22 protein-coding genes and 2 pseudogenes are annotated in these 23,465 nt (G+C 60.8%); 6 read left to right on the top strand and 18 right to left on the bottom strand.

From position 1 onward, the window contains the following. Nucleotides 1–6: 6 nt before the first annotated feature. The 18 genes and pseudogenes from HAP47_RS41020 to HAP47_RS40935 all read right to left on the bottom strand — a co-directional run bounded on the left by HAP47_RS41020 (nucleotide 7) and on the right by HAP47_RS40935 (nucleotide 16,565). Nucleotides 7–1,170: an HlyD family secretion protein gene (locus tag HAP47_RS41020; RefSeq protein WP_166217175.1), complete on the bottom strand. Its 1,164-nt coding sequence runs from the start codon at nucleotides 1,168–1,170 to the stop codon at nucleotides 7–9. Between the two features lie 684 nt (nucleotides 1,171–1,854). Continuing rightward, entirely contained in the window at nucleotides 1,855–2,334 is a 480-nt protein-coding gene (locus tag HAP47_RS41015) for a hypothetical protein (protein WP_173644002.1), read from the bottom strand. Further along, a complete protein-coding gene (locus tag HAP47_RS41925) occupies nucleotides 2,331–2,573 on the bottom strand; it encodes a hypothetical protein (RefSeq protein WP_371821855.1) in 243 nt (80 codons plus the stop codon). The genes HAP47_RS41015 and HAP47_RS41925 overlap by 4 nt, the downstream gene beginning before the upstream one ends. Nucleotides 2,574–2,680: 107 nt before the next feature. Further along, a pseudogene (locus HAP47_RS41005) lies at nucleotides 2,681–3,044 on the bottom strand (IS630 transposase-related protein); the annotation flags it as partial. Between the two features lie 129 nt (nucleotides 3,045–3,173). Next, nucleotides 3,174–4,340 carry an LPD7 domain-containing protein gene (locus tag HAP47_RS41000; protein WP_176396325.1) on the bottom strand — a complete coding sequence of 389 codons (1,167 nt, stop codon included), beginning with the start codon at nucleotides 4,338–4,340 and terminating at the stop codon, nucleotides 3,174–3,176. Beyond that, nucleotides 4,324–6,270, bottom strand: a complete 1,947-nt coding sequence (locus tag HAP47_RS40995; RefSeq protein ID WP_166217499.1) for a type IV secretory system conjugative DNA transfer family protein — start codon at nucleotides 6,268–6,270, stop codon at nucleotides 4,324–4,326. The genes HAP47_RS41000 and HAP47_RS40995 overlap by 17 nt, the downstream gene beginning before the upstream one ends. Beyond that, entirely contained in the window at nucleotides 6,236–7,267 is a 1,032-nt protein-coding gene (gene virB11 / locus HAP47_RS40990; protein WP_176396326.1) for a P-type DNA transfer ATPase VirB11, read from the bottom strand. Before virB11 ends, HAP47_RS40995 begins: the two co-directional genes overlap by 35 nt. Beyond that, entirely contained in the window at nucleotides 7,264–8,409 is a 1,146-nt protein-coding gene (gene virB10 / locus HAP47_RS40985; protein WP_176396327.1) for a type IV secretion system protein VirB10, read from the bottom strand. Before virB10 ends, virB11 begins: the two co-directional genes overlap by 4 nt. Nucleotides 8,410–8,420: 11 nt before the next feature. Then, nucleotides 8,421–9,272, bottom strand: a complete 852-nt coding sequence (gene virB9, locus HAP47_RS40980; protein WP_176396328.1) for a P-type conjugative transfer protein VirB9 — start codon at nucleotides 9,270–9,272, stop codon at nucleotides 8,421–8,423. After that, nucleotides 9,269–9,940 (bottom strand): virB8 family protein, encoded by a 672-nt coding sequence (locus tag HAP47_RS40975; protein ID WP_166217509.1) that lies wholly within the window; start codon nucleotides 9,938–9,940, stop codon nucleotides 9,269–9,271. Before HAP47_RS40975 ends, virB9 begins: the two co-directional genes overlap by 4 nt. Nucleotides 9,941–10,291: 351 nt before the next feature. After that, entirely contained in the window at nucleotides 10,292–11,278 is a 987-nt protein-coding gene (locus tag HAP47_RS40970) for a type IV secretion system protein (RefSeq protein WP_176396329.1), read from the bottom strand. An 11-nt stretch (nucleotides 11,279–11,289) separates the two neighbouring features. Continuing rightward, nucleotides 11,290–11,535, bottom strand: coding sequence for an EexN family lipoprotein (locus HAP47_RS40965; RefSeq protein ID WP_176396330.1), 246 nt, complete (start codon nucleotides 11,533–11,535; stop codon nucleotides 11,290–11,292). Next, a complete protein-coding gene (gene virB5 / locus HAP47_RS40960) occupies nucleotides 11,532–12,254 on the bottom strand; it encodes a P-type DNA transfer protein VirB5 (protein ID WP_176396331.1) in 723 nt (240 codons plus the stop codon). The genes HAP47_RS40965 and virB5 overlap by 4 nt, the downstream gene beginning before the upstream one ends. Next, the gene (locus tag HAP47_RS40955) at nucleotides 12,251–14,617 is read right to left on the bottom strand and encodes a VirB4 family type IV secretion/conjugal transfer ATPase (protein WP_176396416.1); all 2,367 of its coding nucleotides are present in this window, start codon (nucleotides 14,615–14,617) and stop codon (nucleotides 12,251–12,253) included. Before HAP47_RS40955 ends, virB5 begins: the two co-directional genes overlap by 4 nt. After that, nucleotides 14,610–14,948 (bottom strand): type IV secretion system protein VirB3, encoded by a 339-nt coding sequence (locus tag HAP47_RS40950; protein ID WP_176396332.1) that lies wholly within the window; start codon nucleotides 14,946–14,948, stop codon nucleotides 14,610–14,612. The genes HAP47_RS40955 and HAP47_RS40950 overlap by 8 nt, the downstream gene beginning before the upstream one ends. After that, nucleotides 14,948–15,244 (bottom strand): TrbC/VirB2 family protein, encoded by a 297-nt coding sequence (locus tag HAP47_RS40945; RefSeq protein WP_025038371.1) that lies wholly within the window; start codon nucleotides 15,242–15,244, stop codon nucleotides 14,948–14,950. Before HAP47_RS40945 ends, HAP47_RS40950 begins: the two co-directional genes overlap by 1 nt. Before the next feature lie 77 nt (nucleotides 15,245–15,321). Further along, entirely contained in the window at nucleotides 15,322–15,891 is a 570-nt protein-coding gene (locus tag HAP47_RS40940) for a lytic transglycosylase domain-containing protein (RefSeq protein WP_166217530.1), read from the bottom strand. Nucleotides 15,892–15,929: 38 nt separating this feature from the next. Next, nucleotides 15,930–16,565 carry an acyl-homoserine-lactone synthase gene (locus HAP47_RS40935; RefSeq protein ID WP_176396333.1) on the bottom strand — a complete coding sequence of 212 codons (636 nt, stop codon included), beginning with the start codon at nucleotides 16,563–16,565 and terminating at the stop codon, nucleotides 15,930–15,932. A 206-nt stretch (nucleotides 16,566–16,771) separates the two neighbouring features. On the opposite strand from HAP47_RS40935, the gene HAP47_RS40930 reads away from it, so the two are divergent. The 6 genes and pseudogenes from HAP47_RS40930 to HAP47_RS40905 all read left to right on the top strand — a co-directional run bounded on the left by HAP47_RS40930 (nucleotide 16,772) and on the right by HAP47_RS40905 (nucleotide 23,169). Beyond that, nucleotides 16,772–17,497 carry a helix-turn-helix transcriptional regulator gene (locus tag HAP47_RS40930; RefSeq protein WP_176396334.1) on the top strand — a complete coding sequence of 242 codons (726 nt, stop codon included), beginning with the start codon at nucleotides 16,772–16,774 and terminating at the stop codon, nucleotides 17,495–17,497. A gap of 400 nt (nucleotides 17,498–17,897) precedes the next feature. Then, nucleotides 17,898–18,812 (top strand): tyrosine-type recombinase/integrase, encoded by a 915-nt coding sequence (locus HAP47_RS40925; protein WP_176396335.1) that lies wholly within the window; start codon nucleotides 17,898–17,900, stop codon nucleotides 18,810–18,812. Next, the gene (locus HAP47_RS40920; protein ID WP_176396336.1) at nucleotides 18,809–19,777 is read left to right on the top strand and encodes a tyrosine-type recombinase/integrase; all 969 of its coding nucleotides are present in this window, start codon (nucleotides 18,809–18,811) and stop codon (nucleotides 19,775–19,777) included. The genes HAP47_RS40925 and HAP47_RS40920 overlap by 4 nt, the downstream gene beginning before the upstream one ends. Beyond that, nucleotides 19,774–20,778: a tyrosine-type recombinase/integrase gene (locus HAP47_RS40915; RefSeq protein ID WP_176396337.1), complete on the top strand. Its 1,005-nt coding sequence runs from the start codon at nucleotides 19,774–19,776 to the stop codon at nucleotides 20,776–20,778. The genes HAP47_RS40920 and HAP47_RS40915 overlap by 4 nt, the downstream gene beginning before the upstream one ends. A 287-nt stretch (nucleotides 20,779–21,065) precedes the next feature. Next, nucleotides 21,066–21,952, top strand: a pseudogene (locus HAP47_RS40910) (tyrosine-type recombinase/integrase). A gap of 11 nt (nucleotides 21,953–21,963) precedes the next feature. Beyond that, nucleotides 21,964–23,169, top strand: a complete 1,206-nt coding sequence (locus HAP47_RS40905; RefSeq protein ID WP_176396338.1) for an IS91 family transposase — start codon at nucleotides 21,964–21,966, stop codon at nucleotides 23,167–23,169. The last annotated feature ends 296 nt before the right edge of the window (nucleotides 23,170–23,465 follow it).

The raw sequence follows: 23,465 nt of genomic DNA, 5'->3' as shown, positions 1-23,465 counted from the left end.
GAAGAATTAACCGCCTGCAAGGAGCGGATTGAGCCAATCGTCGACCTCATTGTAGAAGAGTTGAAGGAGGCTGCGGTCGGCCACGAGGAAGCGGGCTCGCACGGTCATGCCTTTTTTCAACTGACCGATGACTCCGTTCTTGAGCGTGAGATGACTGGCAGAGAGCGCGCAGCGGACCTTAAAGATCGGGCTTTTATCGTGGAGGGTGAAGTCCTGGGCCACGTTGAGCACTGTCGCCTCTAGAACGCCCCATTGATTGTAGTTGAAGGCATCCACCTGGAGCCGCACTGACTGGCCGGTTCGCACGAAGCCAATGTCGTTGGGGGAGACGTAGATCTCCGCCACCAGTTCGCCATCCGGCGAGACGCGAGCGACAGTTTGCCCCGCCTGGACGTAGCCACCAGGGGTGAGGCCGGAGAATTGCTCTAGAGCACCGGACACGGGAGCTCGAATCCGGGTCAGATCTCGTTCGTTCTCGAGCTGATGCAAGCTGGCAGTGAGTTCCTTCAAGCGCAGATTCGTGTCGAAGAGCTGTTGGTTCCACTCGGCGGCTTTGCGCCGGGCGAGGATCTCGCCTTTGACCTCAATGCTCTGGAGAGCGAAAGCCCGTTCGTCGACCGCCTTTGCGGGCGCTGCAGCAACGGAGAGCAGCCGCTTGGCGCGCTCGAGTTCTGCCGCGGCGTTACTGCGGGCATATTCATTCTCCCGCAGCAGGTTCAGAAAATGCAGCCGCTCGGCCGTGGCGGACTCGGTCAGCAGCTGGATCGGGTCCTTGGCTTCTGTTCCGGAGGAGATTAGGGTCTCAAGGTCACGGGCTAGATCGCCCTTGGCGCGAATTTCGCCTGTAACTGCTCTGAGCTTCTCCTCAACCACCACGGCATCGAGGGTGAGGATCTCTTGCCCCAGGGCAACCACATCGTTCTCAACGGCAAGGATACGCGAAATGCGCCCTGAGACGGGCGCGATCAGGGGAGTCTTCTCGATGGTGGGACGAATGGTGCCGGCGCTTTGAACAGAGACCGTTACGGTAATGAGTGGCAACGCCACCAATGCGGCGACCACAGAAAGCACAATGATCTTGTAAATGAGAAAAGATCGTCCTGATTGCCGGGAGAGGATGCTTTCGGCCGTGTAGCTCACAATTTCAGGAGGAAGTAAGATATTGGTCATTGTTCGATTATGTCACAAGGTTTGCAATCGTTAATTTGGTAGCGAAACTGCCAGTCTGCACCATGCGACGTCAGGCGGTTGCGCATCTAACTCGCTTCAGATGCAAGTGCGGCGGATGACAGCTGCCACGCAGCCATAGCCGCGAGTGCAGTTGCGACAACTACTCCCTCCGGAAGGTTCAGATGCTTCTTCAACTGTTAATTCAGCCACATCTCAGGCTTCATGGCTCCCCTCTTTCCAGATGGTAAGCACCGTCAGCGATGCCGATTCACGGGCTTCGGCCTCCGCCGCCGGTCGAGATTAGTCATCTTGAGGTCGCGAGCAAGATCGGCCTTCGCGCGAATCTGGCCTCTACGACGCATCCGAACGGTTGTTCCCGATGGAGTTCTCATGTTACGAGGGCATAAGAATAAGCCTGCCAGCGAACGCGATTTATGATCGCGTCTCTGGCAGGCTTGTAGTCAGTTTACATCAACCCTCTATCCCCGGCGGGGGGCAGGGGATTGGCATCAATGGTTCCGCCACCCGGGGGCTTAAAAATGATACATTTGTCGCCTCCCGACGTTGAACATGCTTCTTCGAGAGTCAGTTCAGTTACATCATAGTCGGACATGTCGCCTTTCATTTCTTGACTCCTTTTCCGTGAGGACGGTCAGCGGCCGCTGCCGTCACGAAATGACGTCTTCAATGTTCGTGCCAGTTGCACAGGATGAACTCCAAAAGCCGCTCTCCATTTTGTTCAGTGACTTGGCTGAGCGCGTGGTGGCAGACTCTGAATGATCGTGTTGCGACCGCGACAAATCGACAAAGATAACGCCAAAACGACATATCTCGCTCGGCTGGTTGCTCACCGGTTGTCGTGCTATAAGGGCCGAGCAGTTCGGACAACATCCTTGCCCATCCCAAGGCGCTCGGCAGGCGGGAAGTGGGAGTTATCATTCGCCGAACTGAAGAGTTGGCGCAGCGCCCCTTCCATCCATAGCTCGGATTTTTGTCGATCGCGTCCCGAACAAATTGCCGCAGGGCCGGCAAGCCGGACTGCAAGCCGCGCAGTTTATGAAGCAACAGATCCGCATGGAGCATGCGGAAATGGAGGTCGTCCGGCATCACGGCGACAGCCTCTTCGACGGCCGAAAGCGCCTTCGCCCAATCCCCGGCCTTCAACGCGGGCGGCCAAGGGTCCTGACCGCGTCGTTTGGTTGTTCACTGCATCTAATCTCCGCAATGCGGTGCGGCAGTTCATTGGTGACAAAATCGCTGAGCAGGCCAAGCGAGCGTTTTCGCTGCCGGCCAGCAATGCTAACGCACTTGTACGAAAATAGCCCCTGCGCCGGGTGCGGCGACTGCTCGCGAGTGGAAATGGAGAAATTCGCGGTGAGCTGAACGGGTGGGTTGGTATTCATCTGGTCTGCCTCCGGGGCGCATATACTCAGCAGCGCGTTGCAATAAAGCGCGAACGACAGCGCGTCGGGGATCGGCGGTGGGGCACGCCCCACCGTGTCCAGGCCGAGGGGCGATCGCGTTCGCCAGCCGCCACGCTTTTTTGAAGCTGAGCTTCTCGGCATGCACGAAGTCCCACACCGATAGTCGATCTTCAGGTCGCGACCGGCAAGCTCGGCAAGAGACTGCGTTTGGTGAAATCGCCGTCCCTGATCCGCTGCGACAGCCAGACTGCGTGGTCTCCCGAAACCGCCTTCGGCTTGTGACCGCCCATCTGGCCAGGCTCAACGCTGCCGCTCTCCTCGACCCGCTGCATCCAGCCGATGGCAGTACTGATCGCCACCCCAAACTGCTTGGCGGCACGATTGCGCGACATCCCGCGCTCGATGGCGGCCACGACACGCACGGAGATCCAGAGAATAAGGCTTGCCTATCCATGCTGGCCATGCTGGCGTCCAATCCAGCCAGCATGGTAAATCAGAAACACGCTGATTTTTGGATTGTCTTCGGGCGGGGTTACTTTCCCAAAAGCCCAATGCGGCCCATTGATGGACCTCGTGCATTCAGCGCTGACGCTCACGCACTGTCGCGCGTTCACCAGTCTGAGCTATTCGGATCTCCTTATCTCGTTCCGATGGATGACGATCTCGAACCGGTTCCATGACTGCTGCCCGCGAAAACGAATGCCCGTTCTCAAGATGCTGGGCGATGCGCTCCCTGGCGAAAGCCATAATGTTCTGGCGAGCATTCTCATCGTTCGGCAGAGCGCGTTCGACAAGCTTGTTGATGACGGCGATCTGGGATTGGGCAGCGAGCAGGTCGGAATCATGCGCGGCCGCCGGTCGGTCTGCACGGCGTGCCTCCACCGTCACACTCCACCTGTTGCGCCACATCTGCCGCCGCTCAATGCTAGCGAGTCCTGTGGCGGCGTCTATGGATTTGATTGCCCTGATGACGGGTTCGACGCCATCCCTGCGCAAAGAGATGCGGTCGCCAGGCCTGCCGCCGCTATTTGCGACGTCCGTTTCAAGCCCGACGCCCCACACCTGATGTCGCCGGCCATCATCCAGTTCAATGGCTACATAGGTTGATGGCTCGGCGTCGGCGCGGTTGCGGTAGGGGCCATAGCCGACCTCCATAAGACGTCCGGAAACGCCCTTGTCGTAATCGAGCCTATCCGCCTGCAGCGGCCTGTCGGAGGCGGAGCGAGCCTCTGCATCGTTGGCCCGGGCCCGGGCTCGATCCCATGCGACTCGCCGGTCAGCGAGCGCCTGGCGATCAGGCTCGCTTGGCTGATAGCCTTTGACATCCATCCCGCGCGCGCCAGCCTCGAGCCAGGCCTCGCGTCGGAACTCGACAGAACCACGGACGTGAAGTGCCTCCCAGTGGCGATATTGTGCCACGCTGACCATGTCCCGGATCACTTCTGCGGCAGCTATGCGGGTGACCAGGCGATCGTCAGTGGCCTTGAACGCGAGGTACTCTTTCCGCTCATCGGCATAGAGCCGGGCTTCGCGGTCGGATCCATCCTTTTGGGGTTCACTGGCCACCACGTAATATCTCCGACGGATGCGGTCCGGAAACGCAACTTCCGTGACCTCCGCGGATGAAGGCGTGTTGGGGGCTGTTGCTGTGGACTCGGCGTCCCCCTTGCCTCGGGTGAAAGCGCGCCCCGCGCGACGTTGCCGCTCCAGGCTGAAATCCCCGCTGTGGTCACGCGTGTCGTTCATGCTGTCGTCCGTTCTGCTTGCGGCTGGACCGTCGCGCCGGCGGGACGGCTTGGGCGTCGATGTAGTTCTGGACCCAGGCTTTCAGGTCGTCCTCAGAGAGTCCTTCGAGGTCGACGTCCACGTCCCCGAAATCAAAGCTGGCATTGGTTGGAATTGTGGAGGGGTCGGCTACCTCTTCGTCAGTCAACGGGCGGGACCGAAATACCGCGCGTAGCTCCGCAACCTCGGAGCGCAGCTCCTTGATCTCGGCGTCAAGCAGCGCGGTCGAGCGGCCGCCCGGCAGCTGCTGGACCGGTGCGGGTAGCAGGCGTGTGAGGAACGCCTTGTCTTCGTAATAGACGATCTTGTCGGCGACGACCGGGGGAAGGCCTGTGCCGAGGATGAAGGCCTTGGATCTTGGAAGAAGCTTCAGCTCCTGCGGCAGCATCAGGGCGCGCCGTTGTTCAGAGACCGTCTCGCTGGTCGAGCGCATCGCGAGCCCTTTTGGCCCGCTGCGGCTCCGCGCTTTCACGGTGTCGTATCCGATGCGTTCGGAAAGCTCATTTGCTACGTCCTGTTCTTTCGGCGCGAACACCACCTCGACGGCATGGTTGGTCATGAAATTGCGGGCAGCGTCGACCCCGTAAATCGAGCGCAGCTGGGCCGGACTCTGGACCACGGTCAGGAGGCGGATGCCGTAACCGGCGATGAACGCGACGGATTTCGCGAGTACGTTGACATTGCCCAGCGCCGGAAATTCATCGAGCAGCAGCAGCACCTTGCGATTGAGTTTGGGATTTTGTTCCGGCAGCTCGCGGGTATTGAGATCGACCACCTGCTGAAAGAACAAGTTCAGAAGCGGCGCCATGCGGTCGAGATTGTCAGGGGTCACGCCGAGATAGATCGACATCGGTTTTTGCCGCAGCTGCCGCAGATCGAAATCGTTGGTCGATGTGGCGGCATCGATGCGCGGGTTGAGCCAAAGCCCGAGCCTCGCCGTGACGGTCTTGCGCACGGAGTTCATGGTGTTTTCAGAAGCCGCGAGGAAGTCGTTCAAGGCCGTGATGCAATTCCGCGACAGTGGCGAAGGGCCGGACTTGCGCGCGGCGACAATTTTGTCGAAATGTGTCTTGAGGTCGGGGGCAGCGGACAGCTGGTGCAGGATTTCTCCGATCGTCAATGGCAAGCCCGGCGTTTCCGCGACATAGCCGCCGATCGCCACAAAGGCCGAGCGGGCCGCCTCGAACCAGAACGGATCGCCTCGGCTTTCGGCCGGAAACAGCATCACCGCGATGCGTTGCAGATCGTCATAGAGATCCGCGGGATCGCCGCGCACATAACCAAGCGGATTGTAGCGCGCGGTGCGACCGTTCTCCTCGAGCGGATCGAACAAGTAGACCTCCTGCCCGTGAGCTGCGCGAAATCCCGCAGACCGATCCCAGTTTTCCTTCTTTACATCGAGAACGACCACCGAATCTGGCCAATTCAATAGGTTTGGAATGACATAGCCGACACCCTTCCCCGCCCTGGTCGGAGCGTAGACCAGGACGTGTTCCGACCCGCCGAAGCAGAGCAGTGCACCGTCCTTACGGCCGAGTAGCACGCCTTCCTTGGATCGCAGGCCAGCGGCCTTGATCTCTCGCTCGGACGCGAAACGCGCGCTGCCGTAAAGCGGGAGAGGACGGTGCCGGAAGAGTGCGCCGAGCAGGCCAAAGACCACAACCACCCCGGTGAGAGTCGACAGAGTCAGCCAGCGGTCGAAACGTGTGTCAGCGCCGTAACGCGGCCAGCCCGTCGCTATCTCCGACCAATGCAGTCCTCCATCGTGAAGCCGGAGCCCCAGCAGCAGAACGTTCGAGGCGACCAGCAGGAACAGCGCGCAGCCCGCGAGCGCGACTGCCAGGCCCTGCGCGGCCCTAATTGTTCTGGTCGCGTTTGCGAACGGGGTCATAATAAATCTCCGAAATGCGGTAGCGGCCGTCCCGCTTCTGCATCTGGATGACGACGTCGACGAGAAGCAGCAGCAGTGAGCGGATGTCGTCGCGATGCAGGTCGCGCCCTTCCGCGCTTTCCTTGACAAGCAACGTCAGCTGCTCAAAGGCGAGCCTGGCGCTGTCGGCATGAACCGTTGTGATCGATCCGGGGTGGCCCGAGTTCACATTCCTCAGATAGAAGAACGCCGTCCCGTCGCGCAGCTCCTGCAGCAGAATGCGATCCGGCCGCATCCGCAGGCAGGACTCCAGAAGTTCGCGCGGGCCAATTTTGGCAAGACCCTGCCCGTCCTTGGCGTAGAGCAGCCGCACGCAATTCTGATGAGGGACAACAAGCTCGGCGGTGTCCTCGATGGTGATGAGCCGCTCATGTGCCGGGATCGCCGAGATCAACGCCTTGGATAGCGTGGTCTTTCCCGAACCCGTCGCGCCGGAAATGATGATATTGCGCCGCGTTGAGACGGCAAGCTGGAGGAAGTCGCGCCAGGCACCGGCCTCTTTCAGGGCCAGAAGCCGATGCTCGTCGGTAGTGAGTTCGTTGTTGGCGGCGCGGACTTCATCGAACAGTTTTGCCTGGTCAAAGGCGTCCAGTGTCATTGTCAAAGCCGACGGCTTGCGGATGGTGAGGCTGATCGTTCCTGTTGGCACCGCCGGCGGCACCACGATCTGGCAGCGCTCGTCGCCGATCAGGGTGGTCGAGACCACCGGATGCTCCGGGCCGATGTCCTGACGGGTGTGGCCGGCGGCCGCGGTCGCCAGGTGTGATAGGTAGGCATGCGTCAGAGCTGGCGCTTCGTGCCGGGTCCAGCCGCCGGGACCTTCCACGAAGACCTCGCCGGGGCGATTGACGACGATTTCGGTCAAGGATTTGTCCGGCAGAAATGGAGCCAACGGCTCGAGATAGCGCGCTAGCACGAGCCGGCTGCCATCGCGCTCGATGGAATGTACGGCACTCACTTTGTCACCACCGCCGGGGCCACGAGGCCCCCGGGGACGGTGCGGTCCAAAATCTGCGTGCGGGTCTCGACCCGCCGCAATCGATAGACCGAGGAGAAATCAACATCGCGCGCGACAAAGATATTGACGAGCTCGCCCTGATTCTTGTTCAGAGTGGGCGGAATGTTGATCGACTGCTCGACGGCGATGCTGGCGGCAGTGTTGGTGGCTCCCGTGGTGTTGTTGATCTGGATCGAGCTGTCCTGCAGCTGCTGACGCCCGATTGAGGAGGCGTCGCTGACGATGGACAGCAACAGCGCCGAGCCGAACCGTTCAAAGAAGTGGGTGTCGATGTCACCGTCAAAACCGGCGCGACCCAGTGCGTCCGTGGCCGGCGAGGCCAATGCCGCAATGACGCCGGTCGGCGTCTTGGCGCGGGTCCACAGCACGAACAGGCGTTTTGATCCGCGCCGCACATTGCCGCGATACTCGCCAACCACTTGCGTGCCTTTTTCCATCAGCACCACGTTGCCGGAATCGGACATCACGTCCCGCACGACGACGCAGGAGACGAAGCCGGCCACGTCCGAGGACATCGCCGTCTCCAGCACGCACGGGATCGAGGTGCCCTGGGTGACCAGCAGATTGCGGTTGGGGAGCCGCGCCGCGCGCACGCCCTCGATCGGGGTCGGCTTCAGCTTGTCGGCGAGGTCGTTGCGCGGCTCGCCCCGTCCGAACCCATAGGGGTCGGTGACGACACTTCCGGTCACGCCGTCGTGGGCCGCGCGTCCTACAGAACTCGGCCTGTTATAGGCCAGCACCGGTGCGCGCCGGGCACTTTCCAGAAGCTGGTCGGAGGCGGGCGCGGGGACCGCTGGCGTGGCTGAGACCGGCGGGGCTCCAACTGAGGCCGTGGTAACAGGCGCGGCCGGCGCTTCCGGGATGGGTTCGAAAGCTGCCGCCTGGCGGATTATCAGCTTTCGGGCGGAATCGCTGACAGGCTTCTCGCCCTTCCAAGTGCCCCAGATGATCAGAGCGGCAAAGGCGGTGAGCGCCAGCGCGCCGAAGCCGCGTTTGAGCATCGTCGCGCGAGCATTGTCCCCTCCTCCCACAGGCGTAATGGCACGGTCGCCGGCGATCTTCTCATCATCATGTTCGGTCATATCGCCCTCGCCTATCGTGGCCTTGGAGTTGGTGCTGATTTCTTCGCCCGCCGCTCAATAGACGGGCTTGTGGTGTTGGTGCCCGGATTAATTCCCACCGCGTCGAATGCTTCGTTAAAAATGCAGAGCACGGTGTCGCCTTTGCGCAGCCGAAACTCCCGCGCCGTGGCATGGACCACCACGAGCTCGCCGCGGACATCCTTGGGCACCAGGCTCTCCGAGCCGTCGGAGTTGATCAGGTAGATCGCGGGGACTTCGCGGTTGCCTGCAAAGCGGAACGTGGTCTCCTTGCCGTCGTCGAAAACGGCTTCGGGCTCGAGGTCGACCGAGCCCTGTGCTGAAAAGCGCCAGTTGCGGGCGCCATAGGCATGATGCAGGTCAAAGGTCTGGTCGATCAGCGCGCCTTCCCGCTCCGCGCCACGGGCGGCCGCCTCCGCACGCCGACGCTCGATCTCGTCGCCGGGATAGGCGAAGCGGACGACGAAATAGCTGTCCGCCAGAGTCGTCTCGGCGATCGACAACTCGAACTGATACGAGCGCTTGCGGCCATCAGGGCGCGTGGTGACGACCTGCAGATTGGTTGGCGGATGTTTCTCCCGGGGTTTAAGGAACAGGATTGAGCCCGCCGGTGCGACCTCCCATGCGATCGCGTCGCCGATTGCGACATGCGCGACCTCCTCATCGTCGGCAAACACCACCTGGGTTGACGCCCGAATCACGCCGTTGACCCGGACCACGTTGGCTGGATCGTAGGTCACGGTTCGCACGCGCGCATCATGTTGTCCGGGTGACGGCTGTTGCAACGCAAAAGCCGGCTCCGCGAATCCCAGGACAAAGGTCATCAAGAGAACGAAAGACTTCATGGCACGACCTCCGGATCGGCGCGATATTCCGAGACCAGAAAGCCGAGGGGGTTGATGAGACGGTCGGCGGAGGACATTGGCGCGTTGGCATAGGAAAACGTCAGGGTGGAGATCCAGTGGGTGATGCGGGTTTCCTCGCCCTTGCGGCTCTCCTTCATGAAACGCACAGAGGCCACATTGTCGGCCAGGAGCGAGATCGCCTTGATCCGTACTGTGGCGACCCCGAAACGGCCCTGAACGGCCTGGGGGCTTTCGGGATTGGAGCCGCGGTACCATGCCGCGAAGCGGGCCTGTTCGCCCTGCCCCGAGAGCAGCGAAATCGTCCGAAAATTGGCTTCTGCCTCGGGGTAGCTGTAACCTTCACGCGCCCGAACGTAGCGTCCAAGAAAATACTTGGTGACGGCTTCGTCATAACGCGCCGGCGTCGAACTGAGGGCGGAGACGGTGTCCACAATGCCGGTGGCATTGTCGACCCGGATCACGAACGGCTCGACCGTCTTTAGCGGCGCCAGTGCCGCGACCGCACTGAGCGAGGCGATCGCCAATGCGCAGGCGCCCGCGGCAATCACCCATGCCGTTCTGCGCGAGCGATGGGCCGCCAGCAACAGATCCTGCTCCCATCGACGCGCATTGTCGAAATAGGCTTTCAGCTCATCGTGCCCGACCATCTCATGCCTCCTTGCCGCAAGCGCGGTAAGAGGCTGCAATGGCGGCCTGGTGGTCTGATGCAGCCAGTTGCGTGGAGGGCGCTGCCGGAGCGATCTCACCCTTGCGGATGTCTGGTGCCGGTGCGGACGGCGGAATAGGCGGCTCCGGCGTCGCCAATGGCGTACCCGTCTCCCAATCCCACAGCGAACGATTGAGCGGCCGCCGAGCCTGGCCATCACATGATGGCGGTCCCTTTGACCAGCTCGCGCAGCCGCCAAGCTGAACTGCGATTAGGCAGATGATGAATAGTCGACGCCACATCGTTCTGATGCCCCTGTTTGTCGTTGTCGCCTGTTGCCGGCGATGATTGTCTACGTCGCGGCGGTCCCCTGCGATCGGGTGCGCTGCATACTGCCGCCCTGCCGGCTCGCTCTTAGTGCGGCGAGACCCCGGCTGGCTGACCAGCGCGCGCCGGCATAAGCGCCGCCGGCTGCGGCCGTCGCGTTGGCAATCATTGGGCTCGTGACCAGCCGGCTTGCGAGCGAAGCGCCACCCCCGGCGAGGCCGCCTGCGATGACCGGCAGTTGAAGCGCGATGTATCCGGACAGACCGAGCACCGCGCTGATGGCGACCGCAGCTACCACCATCTCGCCGGCCGTGCCGGCGTTTGCAGCGAACCTGTCGATGAAGCCGCTGACGGTGGTCAACATCAGCCCGACCAGAGCGACCACCAGCACCAGCAGGATCACGAAATTCGCGACCTGCCGAAGCCAGGCCTCCGTGAACGGGCGCGTGGCCTCAAATAGTCCAAGCGCAATGAAGAGCGGCCCAAGCGCGATCACGACGCCCAGACCAACTTTGGCATAGAGCAGGATGGCAAATTGTAAGAAGGAACCAACCGCGACAAAGACCAGAAGAATGGCGGCAATCAGCGCTGGCGCGATGTTGGTCAGTCCGGCCTGTTTGTAGATCTTATTTGCTACGTCAATTCCTTTGGTCAGAAGCTGATCGAACGGAACCCCCGAATTGGTATTCAGTCCAGCACCAGCCAACGCATTGCCAATCTCCTTCGGCAAGGAATCAAAGAACAGCCCCGTGACGTATTGCTGAAACGCGCTTGAGTTGGTCGCTAGCAGCACCACGACTACGATCCGCAGTGCCCGCCAGGCAAACTCCATGATTGGCTCGGAGATTGCGCCCCGCATCACCGCAAAGCCGTAGAGGATGACATAGAGCATCACGGCCGTGCGAAGAGGACCATCAATGTAGGAGGCAAGATTCGATACCGAGGTCGACACGAACGTCGTGATCGGCTGCTCGAACTCCTTCAGAAAACTGTCAAAGACGTTTATGGCCATCGCGGCGATCCTTACTTTAGGGCGTCTTCCATCTCTTGGACGGTAATCTTGTTGCGAGCCTCGTTCGCATTGATACAGTTCGGCGTCTTTGCTAACTCCCCGGGATTGTCGCCGCACGTGTTGAGAGCCGCCGCAAGCTCGTCCCGATGGTCGAGATACCAGCCGACCGTATTTACGCGCTGACTCTGGTCGGCCTCGTTGCAGCCCGTAAGCACAGCGGCGAAAGACAGTGCAACTATGGACGTGTTCAATTTCATTGCAGAGCCGCCTTCATTTCATCAACCAGTTGTTCTTGCTTCTCGCGTTCCCGCTGGCCATCCATGTCGGTGCGGGCCTGCTGGATCATCGCAAGACCCTGCATCCGAAGCACATCGTTCTGCAGCAATGCCTGTTCGGCCTGCAGCCGCGCCGACAGATCGAGAGTCTCCTTGACGTCGGCTGCCGAGCTGATGCGTGTTCGTAATTCTTCGAGCGCATCGATACGCTGCGAGGCGGTGTCGTAGACCGCCTGGCCCATGGAGTGCTTGGCGCCAGTCTGCCGTGCGATCCGGTCCAGCTCGCTCTGGTAATACGAATTGCCACTATTGCCTGCATAGGTGCGGTTCTGTGAAAGATAGTGGTTCATCGCGTCAGCGAAGTTGCCGCCACCCTGCCCCGCCACGAGACGTTCGATGTCAGAGAATTGTTGGGGCAGCACTTTCCGGAACTGGGGCGTGTTTAGAAGCGCGCCAATGTCGTTGGCGTTGGTCCGCTTGTTGAAACTGTCATAGAGCTGCTTGGCCTGGTTCAGTTGATCCTGCGCCACCTTGAGCTGCGACGTCAGGGTATCGACCTGCTTCTTCAGTTCCGTCAGTTGCTCGAATTGCCGTGCATAGACGCTCGGATCGAACACAATCTCCGCTGCTGCGGGAAATGCCGTCAGGAGGGCCACGATAGACACGCAGGTGAAGATTGCCGGGATACGCTGAACCATCATCGGACGACCCTCCGCTCCGCTTGAAATACGGGCAGCCATTGGGCTGGATCGTCGCCGACCTCCGCCCGGACGCGATCGAGCAGCTCGACAGTTTCCGTCCGTCCCGACAACACGGCGAGCGCATCATCGAACCCGCCGAGGTCTAGCTCCGCCACCACCGAGTTGTGGCCTTGTTTGACCAGGAACCGCCGGCTTTCGGGCGCGAGCTCCTCCTTGATCAGGCGGAATTCAGTGTCGGTCAGATGGAAGCCGTCGACATAGTCCGAGCGCATTCCCCGCGCGTTCGGCAGAAAAATCTGGGTCGGGCATTGCTCGACAATGGTGTGTGCGATCGGGGAGGCCAGCGCGTCGCGCGGCGACTGCGTGCCGAACACCATGACGCCGTTCTGTTTGCGGATGGTTTTGAGCTTGTTGTTGGCGAGATCCCGAAATGCTTCGTCGCCAAGCGCCTTCCAGAACTCGTCGATGTCGATGATCAGGCGCCGGCCGTCGATCAGGCGCTCGACCCGATAGAACAGATACATCATGAGCGGCGTGCGAACGGTCGGATGATCAAGCAGATCGGTCATGTCGAAACCGATGAACCGGGCGTCTAGCCCGATTGCATCTTGCTCGCCATCCAGCACCCAGCCGAAAGGAGCGCCTCGGCACCATCGCTCCAAGCGAGCGCCGATTCCTTCGCGATCCTGCTGGCCCAGAAAAGCCCGCAGCGCTCCGAACGAGCGCTCCGCCTGCCGCAAGTGAGCAAGGGCTCGCAATCCGGAATCGATCCGCTCCTCCTCGATCACGGTCAGCGGACGGTTGTCTGGCGTTACGAGCTTCCGGACAAGCTCGCCCAGGAACGAAAGATTGGCTGGCGTCAGCTCCAGCGCCTTGAGCGGCGCGCAGCCGGTCTCAACGCCGTTGCGGAGTGTCAGATAAGTGCCGCCGGCGGCGCGAACGAATATCTCCGCACCGCGGTCCTTGTCGAAGAAGACGTAAGTGGCGCCGAGCCGCTCGGCCTGCGACAGCAGGAAATTCTGCACGACGGTTTTGCCGGACCCCGAGGGGCCACAGATGAAGGTATTGCCGAGGTCGCCGTGATGGAACGAGAAATAAAACGGCGAGCCGGATGCGGTTTTGAGCATCGCAACCGCTGGCCCCCAGTGGTTGCCGGCAGGCTGTCCTGTGGGATAGGTGTGGAATGGGGAGAATGCCGCGAAATTGCGTGAGCTGATCGCCCCAGTTCGTGCGCGATATTTGAACAGCCCGGGAAGCTGCGCCCAATAAGCCGCTTCAAGGCCGAGATCTTCGCGCGCCACCACGGCGCCCGCGTCGGCCAGAGTGCGCCGCGCCACGCTCATGTGATCCTGCAGCTGTGAAGGCGTCGCGGCATAAATCTGCAGCGACAGGTGATGGTCCCCAAGTGCGAACCTGTTGGATTCGAGATCGTCGAGCGCGTCACCGAGCTCGTCGATCTGTGAGGCCGCCGGATCCTGAGCCGAGACCAGCTGGTTCTGCTTGCGTGTCAGGACCGTCTTGGCGTCGGCTTTCGACAAAAACGCGAAGGATTGCGTGACGACAAGTTCGAAAGGCGCGGAAAGCAGCGCGTTCAACAGGCCTGGCCGGGTGGACGCCGGATATTCCTTGAGTCCGAACATGCCAGCGAAGCGCGAGCCGCCGGCGCTGCGGATTTCAATGGCTTCACGGCCGAAGATAACACGATTTGAGTAGAGTGCGGGGCCGATCGGCCCTTGCGGCAACGGCATTGGCATCCACTCGCCGGAGGCCACGGCGTGGAGTAGCTCCATTGGCTCTGAGAAGGTGATGCCGTCGCGCTCGGCCAATCCGAGAGCATGAGCGCCGTAGCGCTCCAATGCCGCGACCATATCCCGCGTCGCATCGTTGAGCCGCTTCAAGGCGTCGCTGTCGACCTCGATGGAAGCCGCAGCGCTCCGGCCAAGCCGCCTGAAGAACGCAGCTGCGGCATCGGCGGGGGCGCGAGCAGGATGCCAAACCAGCGTCAGATAGAGATCATTACGAAATAGCGCTGCCTTGCGAAGCTGCTCGCGATATTGCGCGTCGAGCGAAGCTGCAAAGATCGATCGGAATGCCCCGTCTGGATAGTCTGACGTCCGGCGCCGCACCAGATGAGTCCAGAGCGCCAGCCGCGGATCCGCAACATTGCGTAGAGTGAGATTCAGCTTGGCGTGAAGGTCATTCAGGTCCGCCGTCTCGGCGGTCTCGAACGAGGTGCCGTCGAGCCGGATCACCGTGAGCAGCGCTCGCGTCGTGAGACTAATCACCGTATCCGTGACGTGCCGCCCGAACGGCAGGTAGACATCTGGCCCGATCTCCCGGGTTGTGAGCGCCGTGTTACGCATAGCCGAGGTCTCGTGCTTGATATCGCCGAACGAGCTTGAGGGGTGTGCAGGATGATCCGCCCCAGAATAACGCGTTACGCGTGCGTCCACGGGTTTCGATCCAGGCGAGCAGAATTCGGAACATATTGGGGTCATGCCGACAGATGATGCGGCAAAGACCATGGATCGGAATCGCGACCAAACCGTAGATGATGCTCCCGGCTACCAGGAACAGGATGCAGGAAAACATAACGTTGAGCGCCATGGCTTCCATGGTGACTCCGGCGACCATGGCAGGCCGCGTGCAGGCGAGGAACAAGGTGTCCTCCGTGAGACGCCCGGCCTCGATCATCAGCGACCTCCGGTCAAGGTCGAGACCACCTCGGAGGCGCCGAACGTGATGGCGACGCCGAGCACGACGTAGGCGGCCTTGCGCAGGTCGAGATAGCCGAACATCCAGGCGATGCCGACGATGATGACCGCCAGCGTCGCCAGCAGGCGCGCGACGTTGCCGGTCAGCATGTTGACGATGTTCTGCAACACGCCTTCGATGTTTGCCGTCTGCGCCAGCGCCGGCTCAACCAAGGCGATGCTGAGTACGGCCCCCATGCAAAGCAGGGCAGCAGAGTGTTTAAGAGGAGAAGTCATGGCACGGCTCCGATTGGCACTGCAGCCGGACCAGCCCGGACCGCGGTGATGAGTTGAGGGCAGAACAGAAGAATCCCTTATCGTTCATAGACGAAGGCTGATGTGCCGAGACCTGAGCGGTAGACGTCCCAGTTCGGGCGCTCCCTGACGGAGCGAGCTGGCATGTTGCTTGTCGGCATGTCAGCGTTGGAAATGTCGGCAGCATCGGCCGGCAGGGTACGGGGCTCGGGCGTTGTTCGGGGAGCTTTGGCTGCAAAGCTCGCAACAACCCTGGCAATAGCCTGATCGCGGCCCGCGGCGTTCACCCTTGCCGCTTGCAATCGGGCCTCGAACAATCTGCCAAGGCCCGCGATATGCTTGCAGGCGTCGAAGGTCGTGGTAGCCGTCAACCCGGCCTGCTTGGTTTCATCTGCATCAAGTTGCGCGAGACCGGTCTGGACCGACTGGCCGGCGGTAATGGCCTCAGTCGCGAGCTGGATCGCTTCGTCACGGTCACTTGCCTGAATAGGAATCGGTTTCCGCCCCTGAATTGTGATGAGCAGCGGCTCGAACGAGCTCGCTTGCCGCACAATTGCCGTTAGCGGCCGCAAGAGGTTCGGCGTCGGCGCGCACTGTTCGACCAGAGCTGAGAATGCAGCTGGATCCATTGTTGATGACTTTGTTTCGGGAGTTGAAGACGCGGACGCTATGCCGCGAGCGGAAGGCTTGACGGCGCTTCAATTGCACGCCCCGAAATCTTCCCGGCCGCTCGGATTGCGCCGAGAGCGTCATTGGTGACCGGCAACAGTCCAGCCACTGCTTTGGTCGTCCCGATTTGACGGGGGGCGCCGAGGCGGTCGAGACGCCATCCGGCCCGGCGCAGGATGCGCTCCATGCGCAGATCAGTGACGGTCGCGATCGCCTGCAGGTCGAGCTGCTGGCCCCATTCAATCATTGCCGCAAAGAGCAGGTACGTTGCTTCCCGCAAGCCGTTCTCAGCTGTCACCGCGACGTGTTTGGTATCAACGCAAAAGCGCGAGCTCTCCCAGATCTTGACTGCATTCGGTGCCGTGTGGCCATCCAGCAACACCGGGAACGTATCCGCCAGCATGTTGCGTCCAGTAGTGGGCAGCAGGCGCACGCAACCGACCAGCTCGCGCTGCTCGAGCGCCAATAGATAAGTCGGCTTGAATGAGTCGTACTGATCGATCTCCAATCCGCCCGCGACAGAGACATCCCAGTCGAGCCGCTCCTTGAACACGCGCCCTCGCAGACGATGCATTCCTGTCGCCAGTTCAAAATCGCGCAGAAGCGCCGCACGCGAGCGCACAATGACCTTCATTCTTAACCTCCTGCTTACGAATCACAGCTTCGAGATCAAGAAAGCAGGCACGATCACAGCGTTGCGCTGTCAGTTCTGACAGGGCGTTTTGGAATTGTTCTTGCCGCAAAGCTGCCGCAACGTCGCAATACACGCCCACACGCAGCGCGCGAATCAAGCGCGTTGTTCGCTTTAGGGAACTCAGAACAGTTCAAAAAAGGGGCGCAATGAAAGGTGTCAAACGAGCATGCGATGAATTTGTCGATTGTCTTCACTCTGCCCATACGGAAGATGATTTTCGGCGAGTCGCGGAACGAACTGCGCATGCATTGGGTTTCCGCTGGTTCGCCTATTTTGGCCACCGTGCGAACGGCCCCAAACTGATCTCTTCCTATCCGAAGAGTTGGACAAGTCACTATTTTCGCGAAGGGTACGACAACATCGATCCCGTTCTTCAGGAACCGCGAAACACAAGCCGGATGCTGCTGTGGGATGGCCGTGAGGCGCGAAGCGCAAAGTCGCCGAGAGAACGCCGACTATTTGACGATGCGCTCAGCTTCAAGATCAGGACCGGTCTGACGGTTCGCATGCCCGCAAGCCAAAACCAGGTCGCGGCCTTTACGCTCGCGGTGGACGACCGCAGCCTTGGGCTCGAGCGTTTCATCGAGACCTCACAAGACATGTTGCAAACGGTGGGTCTCGACTTCCATGCCCACGTGAGTGCCAAGATCGGACGTACGTCATCAGGCGGGATAGGAAGCCCACTAACCCAGCGCGAGCGGCAGTGTCTCGCGTGGATCTCTGACGGCAAGACGATGCAGGACATTGCGGAGCTTCTTGACGTCACGCCGCGAGGCGTGAAGTTTCATCTGGACAATGCCAGGCGAAATCTTGCCGCACTAACCCTTCCACACGCTGTGGCCCTCGCGCTTCGGCAGGGATTGCTCCCGTAATGCATAGAACAGCCGTGAGGGTTGGCAAGCATGGCTCAAGATCGGCGGTTAACCCGAGTGAGCGTGCCAAAGAGGTGCAGCGGCCTCATCAAGTGAGTTCGGCGCGCATCATTTGCGGTATTCAGCTAAAAGCGGATCGCTGCTCGCAGTGTCTTCGAGCAGGATGGGCGTCGCCCTGCGGGCCGGGCTGTTGACTGCGCTGAAGCCCCGCAAGCGGGTCTTCCCCCTTGCGGGCTGCCTTATGCCAAGTGCTCGATTATGCCAAGCACTCGGCTTTATCGCGTCGATTCGTTAGTGAATCGAGCAATTTCCTGTGCACGACTCGGGATAATCCAGGGTCTTTCTCGAATAATCCAAGAGCTTTCCCGGTTGGCCATCCTGGCCACGGGAGAGAACAACAATGCATTTCCAATCCGAGATCGATGCTAACTCATGGTTGCACAGCTATGATTGCTACTTGCGTGACGTCGCCGGTGCGGCGGCGACGCGGATACGATACTGGCGCGTCGTACGCCGGTTCGTTGCCGCCTGTTTTGATAACACTGACCAATGGGCCACGCTGTCGGTTCAGCAGATCACTGGCTTCATCTGCGAGGAAGCGGCATCGAAGAAGGGGTGTGGCCGCGGAGTGCCGGTGACCGCGGTTCGGTCATTCCTTCGGTTTCTAGCTTGGCGCGGCATCGTACCAAGCGGGCTCGATCGCGCGATTCCGAGGACGCGGCTGGCGGCGCATGCGAGCTTACCGCGGCGCCTATCAGCCGACGACATTTCGCGCTTACTCGACGCGGTTATGACCAGCAAAGCGCCGTGCCGCGATCGGGCAATACTACTCCTGGCCGTGCAGTTGGGGTTGCGCTGCGCCGAGATCATTGCAATGGAGATCGACGATATCGATTGGCGAGCCGGTGTCATTCGTACCCGCATTCGCAAGTCACACCGCGAGAGGGCGATGCCCTTACCTCAGGATGTAGGGACGGCGCTTGCAGCGTATATTGAACAGGAGCGCCCCTCTGGGTCGGGTCGCGGCTTGTTCATAGGCGTCAACAATCCGCCCAGCCGCCTCAGTAATACCACTGCGATCACCCAGATCGTCAAGCGCAACCTGAGGCGTGCTGGGATTCCGCTCGGTCGGCTTAGCGGCGCGCATATGCTGCGCCATACGGCAGCGAGCCGATTGATCAACGGCGGTGCAAGCTTCAGCGAGGTTGCCGACCTGCTAGGCCACCAACGCCTCCAAACCACTGCCATCTACGCCAAGCTCGACCTCGCCACACTATCGCGCGTCTCGATGCCATGGATCGGAGGTGCGCGATGACCGGTCCGCTGGAATTCGAGCGACACGTCGATGACTATCTGGCGATCCGCAAGGCTGTCGGCCTGACAAACACGAGACATGGGCGTGGGCTACGAGATTTCATCGCTTACGCCAAGAACATCGGCGCGACCGATGGATCTCCAATTCGAGCGGCGACTGCGGTCTCATGGGCATGGGATCACGCGCCTGCGACGTGCGGCATCAGGGGGCGAGGCGATCGGCTTATCCTCGTCCGGGGCTTTCTCAATTATCTGGCTGCGATCATTCCGGGAACAGAAGTGCCGGGCCCGCGCGTCATCGCCGCAGGTCGGCGGCGTCGGCCGTATGTGTTCTCCGACGAGGAGACGACGACTCTTATAAACTCGGCCAGACGGTCACACTCGCGTGTACCGATTCGACCAATCGTGCTGTCAACAATGCTTGGTCTGCTCGGAAGCACCGGGATCCGCGTAGGCGAAGCGTGTCGTTTGACCATGGCGGACGTGCGCCTCGACGATGCCCACCCCCATCTTCAAATTCTGCAAACGAAGTTCCATAAATCGCGGCTTGTGCCGATCCATGCGACTGTTGCTGCGGCCCTAAGTGGCTATTTTGAGGAACGACGTGCACACGAGCGTGATACTTGGGGCGATCGACTGTTCGTCAATCGGGATGGCCGTCCGCTCGACGTCCACGATCTCGGACGTTGGTTCGCGAGTCTGTGCCAGAGCCTTGGGATCGCGCCGGCGAACACGCATGATCGCCGCCCATGTCTCACTTCATTTCGCCATACGTTTGCAGTGCGGCGGTTGTGCGAGTGGCACAGCGCGGGTTTGGACGTGCAATCACTGCTGCCAACGCTGGCGGTCTATCTTGGTCATGTTGGGCCAGAGAGCTCCTACTGGTATCTCTCCGCCACACCGGACCTCCTGAGAGCAGCCGGAACGCGCTTTACACTCGATCGTTCGGCGGGAGGCGAGGGATGAGTGCACCTGTCACTCTTGTTGGTCCGCACCTTCAGCGATTCTTCGCCGAGCACTTGACTGTGCACAAACATGCCAGCCCTCGAACAGTGGCTTCTTACCGCGACACCTTCCGCCTCCTGTTACAGTTTGTGCAGGATACGACCGGGATCGCGCCGACTGCCCTTCCCATTGCCAAGATCGATGCCGATGCCATCCTCGCGTTCCTAAACTATGTCGAACGCGATCGTCGCTGCAGCGTCCGTTCTCGCAACGCCAGGCTCGCAGCCTTTCGAGGCTTCTTTCGCTTCCTGTCCCTCCACGACCCGAGCTGTTTGGGAATGGCAACTCGGATCATGGCGATCCCAAACAAGAGGTTTGAAAAGAAGCTTGTCGGTTTCCTTAGGCGCGCCGAGGTGAAAGCGTTGATTGCTGCGCCAGACGGCAGCACATGGTCGGGTCGACGCGATCACGCATTGCTCCTGGCTCTCTACAACACAGGGGCCAGAATCTCCGAGATCATTGGGTTACGACGCCGTCAGCTGCATCTCGATGCCGGCCACGCAAATATCCAGCTGTTGGGAAAGGGCCGGAAGGAGCGCGTCAGCCCGCTCTGGGACGAAACAGCTCGCGTTTTGCGTGGATGGCTTCGCGAGATCGACGACGCGCCGGATGCAATCATCTTTCCAAGCGCTCGGAACCAGCCACTGTCACGCGATGGAGCCGACTACATTCTACGCCGAGCTGTCGTCAAAGCGACGGCGTCCTGTTCAAGTGTAGCGAACAAGTCGGTGTCGCCACACGTCATCCGCCATAGCACCGCGATGCATCTGCTCCAGTCGGGGGGCGATCTTGCGGTCATCGCTTTGTGGCTCGGTCACGAGAGCATCCAGACGACGAACATCTACATAACCGCCGATTTGGCTACCAAAGAAAAGGCTCTCGAAAGGCTCGATCCTGTACCCGGGAGATTCTCTCGCTACAGACCCACGGACAGGCTCATGGCGTTTCTCGCTACCCTGTGATTATGCCGAGTCACGCGTGCCAAACTGCTCGACGCCTTAGGCGAACCGACGCGATAAAGCCGGGTGCTCGGCATAATCGAGCACTCGGCATAAGGACGCTTGGACGAACCCGCTCCGCGGGAGGGTATCCGTGTTGAGCGTGGGGTATCCCCCTTGAAGCCAGCCCGTGTCTCTGACCCCGACACCACCCGTACAGCGACGTAATCCATTCCATTTCAGACGCGCTTGCCCTTGGCAAGATGGTGTTGCTGCCCGCGCGCAGCGTCCCCCTTGCCAAGGAGTTCGCTATGACCTCGCTTCGGTTACGCATGATGGAAGACATGCAGGTACGCAACCTGTCGCGACACACACACAGGATTCGTATTTGCTGCAGGTTTCGCAGTTCGCCCGGCATTTCGCTAAATCGCCGGCTTTGCTAGGCCCGGAGGATATCCGAGCCTACCAGGTCTATCTGACGAACGAGAAAAAGCTGGCGCCACGTTCGGTGCACGTGACCGTCGCAGCGCTTCGATTCCTCTACCGCGTCACGCTCGGCCTCGATTGGGATTTCGACCAGGTCATTCCGTGCCCAAAGGCGCCAAAGACACTGGCCGTCATTCTCAGCCCCGAGGAGGTGCTGCACTTCCTTGGCTGCATCGAGAGCTTCAAGCACCAGGCGATCCTGACGACATGCTATGCCGCCGGCCTGCGTATTTCCGAGGCGACCCGCCTGAAGCCTGAGGCCATCGATCGCCAGCGCATGGTGCTGCGCGTCGAACAAGGCAAGGGACAGAAGGACCGCTACGTCATGCTATCGGCCAGGTTGCTGGAGGTGCTGACGGACTATTGGCGCGCCGTGCGACCCACCGGGGGTTGGATGTTTCCCGGCGCCGTTACTGGAGAACCGATATCGACAAGCGCCGTGGATGCCACCTGCCGCAAGGCACATCGGGTGTCGAAACTCTCCAAGCCGGTGACGCCGCATTCGCTGCGGCACGCATTTGCGGTGCACCTGCTCGAAGCCGGAACCGATCTCCGCACCATCCAGCTCCTGCTCGGCCATCGCAGCCTGTCGACGACCGCCCAATATTTGCGGATCGCTACCAACAAGGTCTGCGCGGCGACGAGCCCGCTTGAACTGCTGCCGCGCCCAATCCCCAAGGCTTCCTCGCCGCCAACGCCCGAACATTTCTGACGGCCAACCTCATGGGCCGCTCAAGTCCGGAGGTCGCGGATATATTCCGTCGCTACGGTGCTGCCTGGCGAGAGCAGCACCGGGCCTCGCTATCGACCGAACGACGCGCAGCGATGGCTGCCATCGAGCGCTGCCGAACGTCGGCGCTCGGAGGGCATGTCGAACAGTGTGACCGCTGTAGTGAACGACGGATCGCGTACAACAGCTGCCGTTCCCGCAGTTGCCCCAAGTGCCAGTGGCTCGCCCGAGCGGAATGGATCGAGGCTCGGCGGGAAGAGCTTCTCGATACGCAGTACTTCCATGTCGTCTTCACCGTTCCCGACGAGATCGCCGCGATTGCCTTCCAGAATGCCAGCACGGTCTACAAGATCCTGTTCCACGCAGCCGCCGAGACTTTGCGCACCATTGCTGCCGATCGGCGACATCTCGGCGCGGAGATCGGGTTTTTCGCGGTGCTTCACACCTGGGGTCAGAATCTCAGCCATCATCCCCATCTCCACTGCGTCGTGCCCGGCGGCGGGCTGTCGCCTGACGGGAGCCGCTGGATCGCGTGTCGTCCCGGCTTCTTCCTACCAGTCGCCGTGCTCTCCCGACTCTTCCGGCGATTGTTTCTCGAAGGCCTGCAAAGAGCATTCGATGCCGGTGAGTTGCGATTCTTTTCGTCATTGGAACGGCTGCACGATCCCGTCGCATTCCGGCGCTATCTGGATCCCGCCCGCCAGGTCAACTGGGTGGTCTATGCCAAGCCACCCTTCGCGGGCGCTGAGCAGATTCTGGAATATGTCGGACGCTATACACACCGGGTGGCAATCGCCAACAACCGGATCGTCGATATCGAGGATGGCAAGGTACGCTTCCGGTGGAAGGACTATCGCAACGAGAACCGGCAAAAGGTGATGACGCTCGACGCCGGGGAGTTCATCCGGCGTTTCCTCGTCCATGTCTTGCCCGAGGGATTTCAGCGCATCCGTTATTACGGTTTCATGGGCAACCGCTACCGCAAGCAAAAGCTCGCCCGCTGCCGCGAACTGCTCGGAATGCAGCAGTCCGATACGCCGGTAAAACCGAAGGAAGGGCGCGATTATCGCGACAAGGTCGAGGAGCTGACCGGAGTTTCCCTGCGAGAATGTCCCTTTTGCCGTCAAGGGCAGATGGTGTGCATCGAGGTGCTCGCGCCCGTTGCGTCACACGACCCACCTCTTATGGACACTTCATGACGGTCGGGCGTTTCAACTCATTGATCATCGTGCTTTCCGTCTGCCAAGGCAGACAGCAGGCGTCCTATTGTCACGCCTCCGACATCGAGCCCTCCAGGCGCTGGCGTCGCCGGTCCTTTCGTCCGGGAGACCATATCTCGATTAGAATGTTTCGCATCAAGACCGCATCCAGCATGTCCCCGAAGCCCCGGCGACGGCGCTGTCCATCGGGAAGCAGCATCCAATTTCCATAGCGGCAGCTGCGCGCTAGGCGGCTTCGTCCAACACGTTTTTAGATTACCGGCGCACTCGCAGCT

This window comes from Bradyrhizobium sp. 41S5 (assembly GCF_011516665.3).
Lineage (GTDB): Bacteria > Pseudomonadota > Alphaproteobacteria > Rhizobiales > Xanthobacteraceae > Bradyrhizobium > Bradyrhizobium quebecense.
Note: the sequence above shows the minus strand (reverse complement) of the source record. Positions and strands in the feature narration are given on the sequence as shown.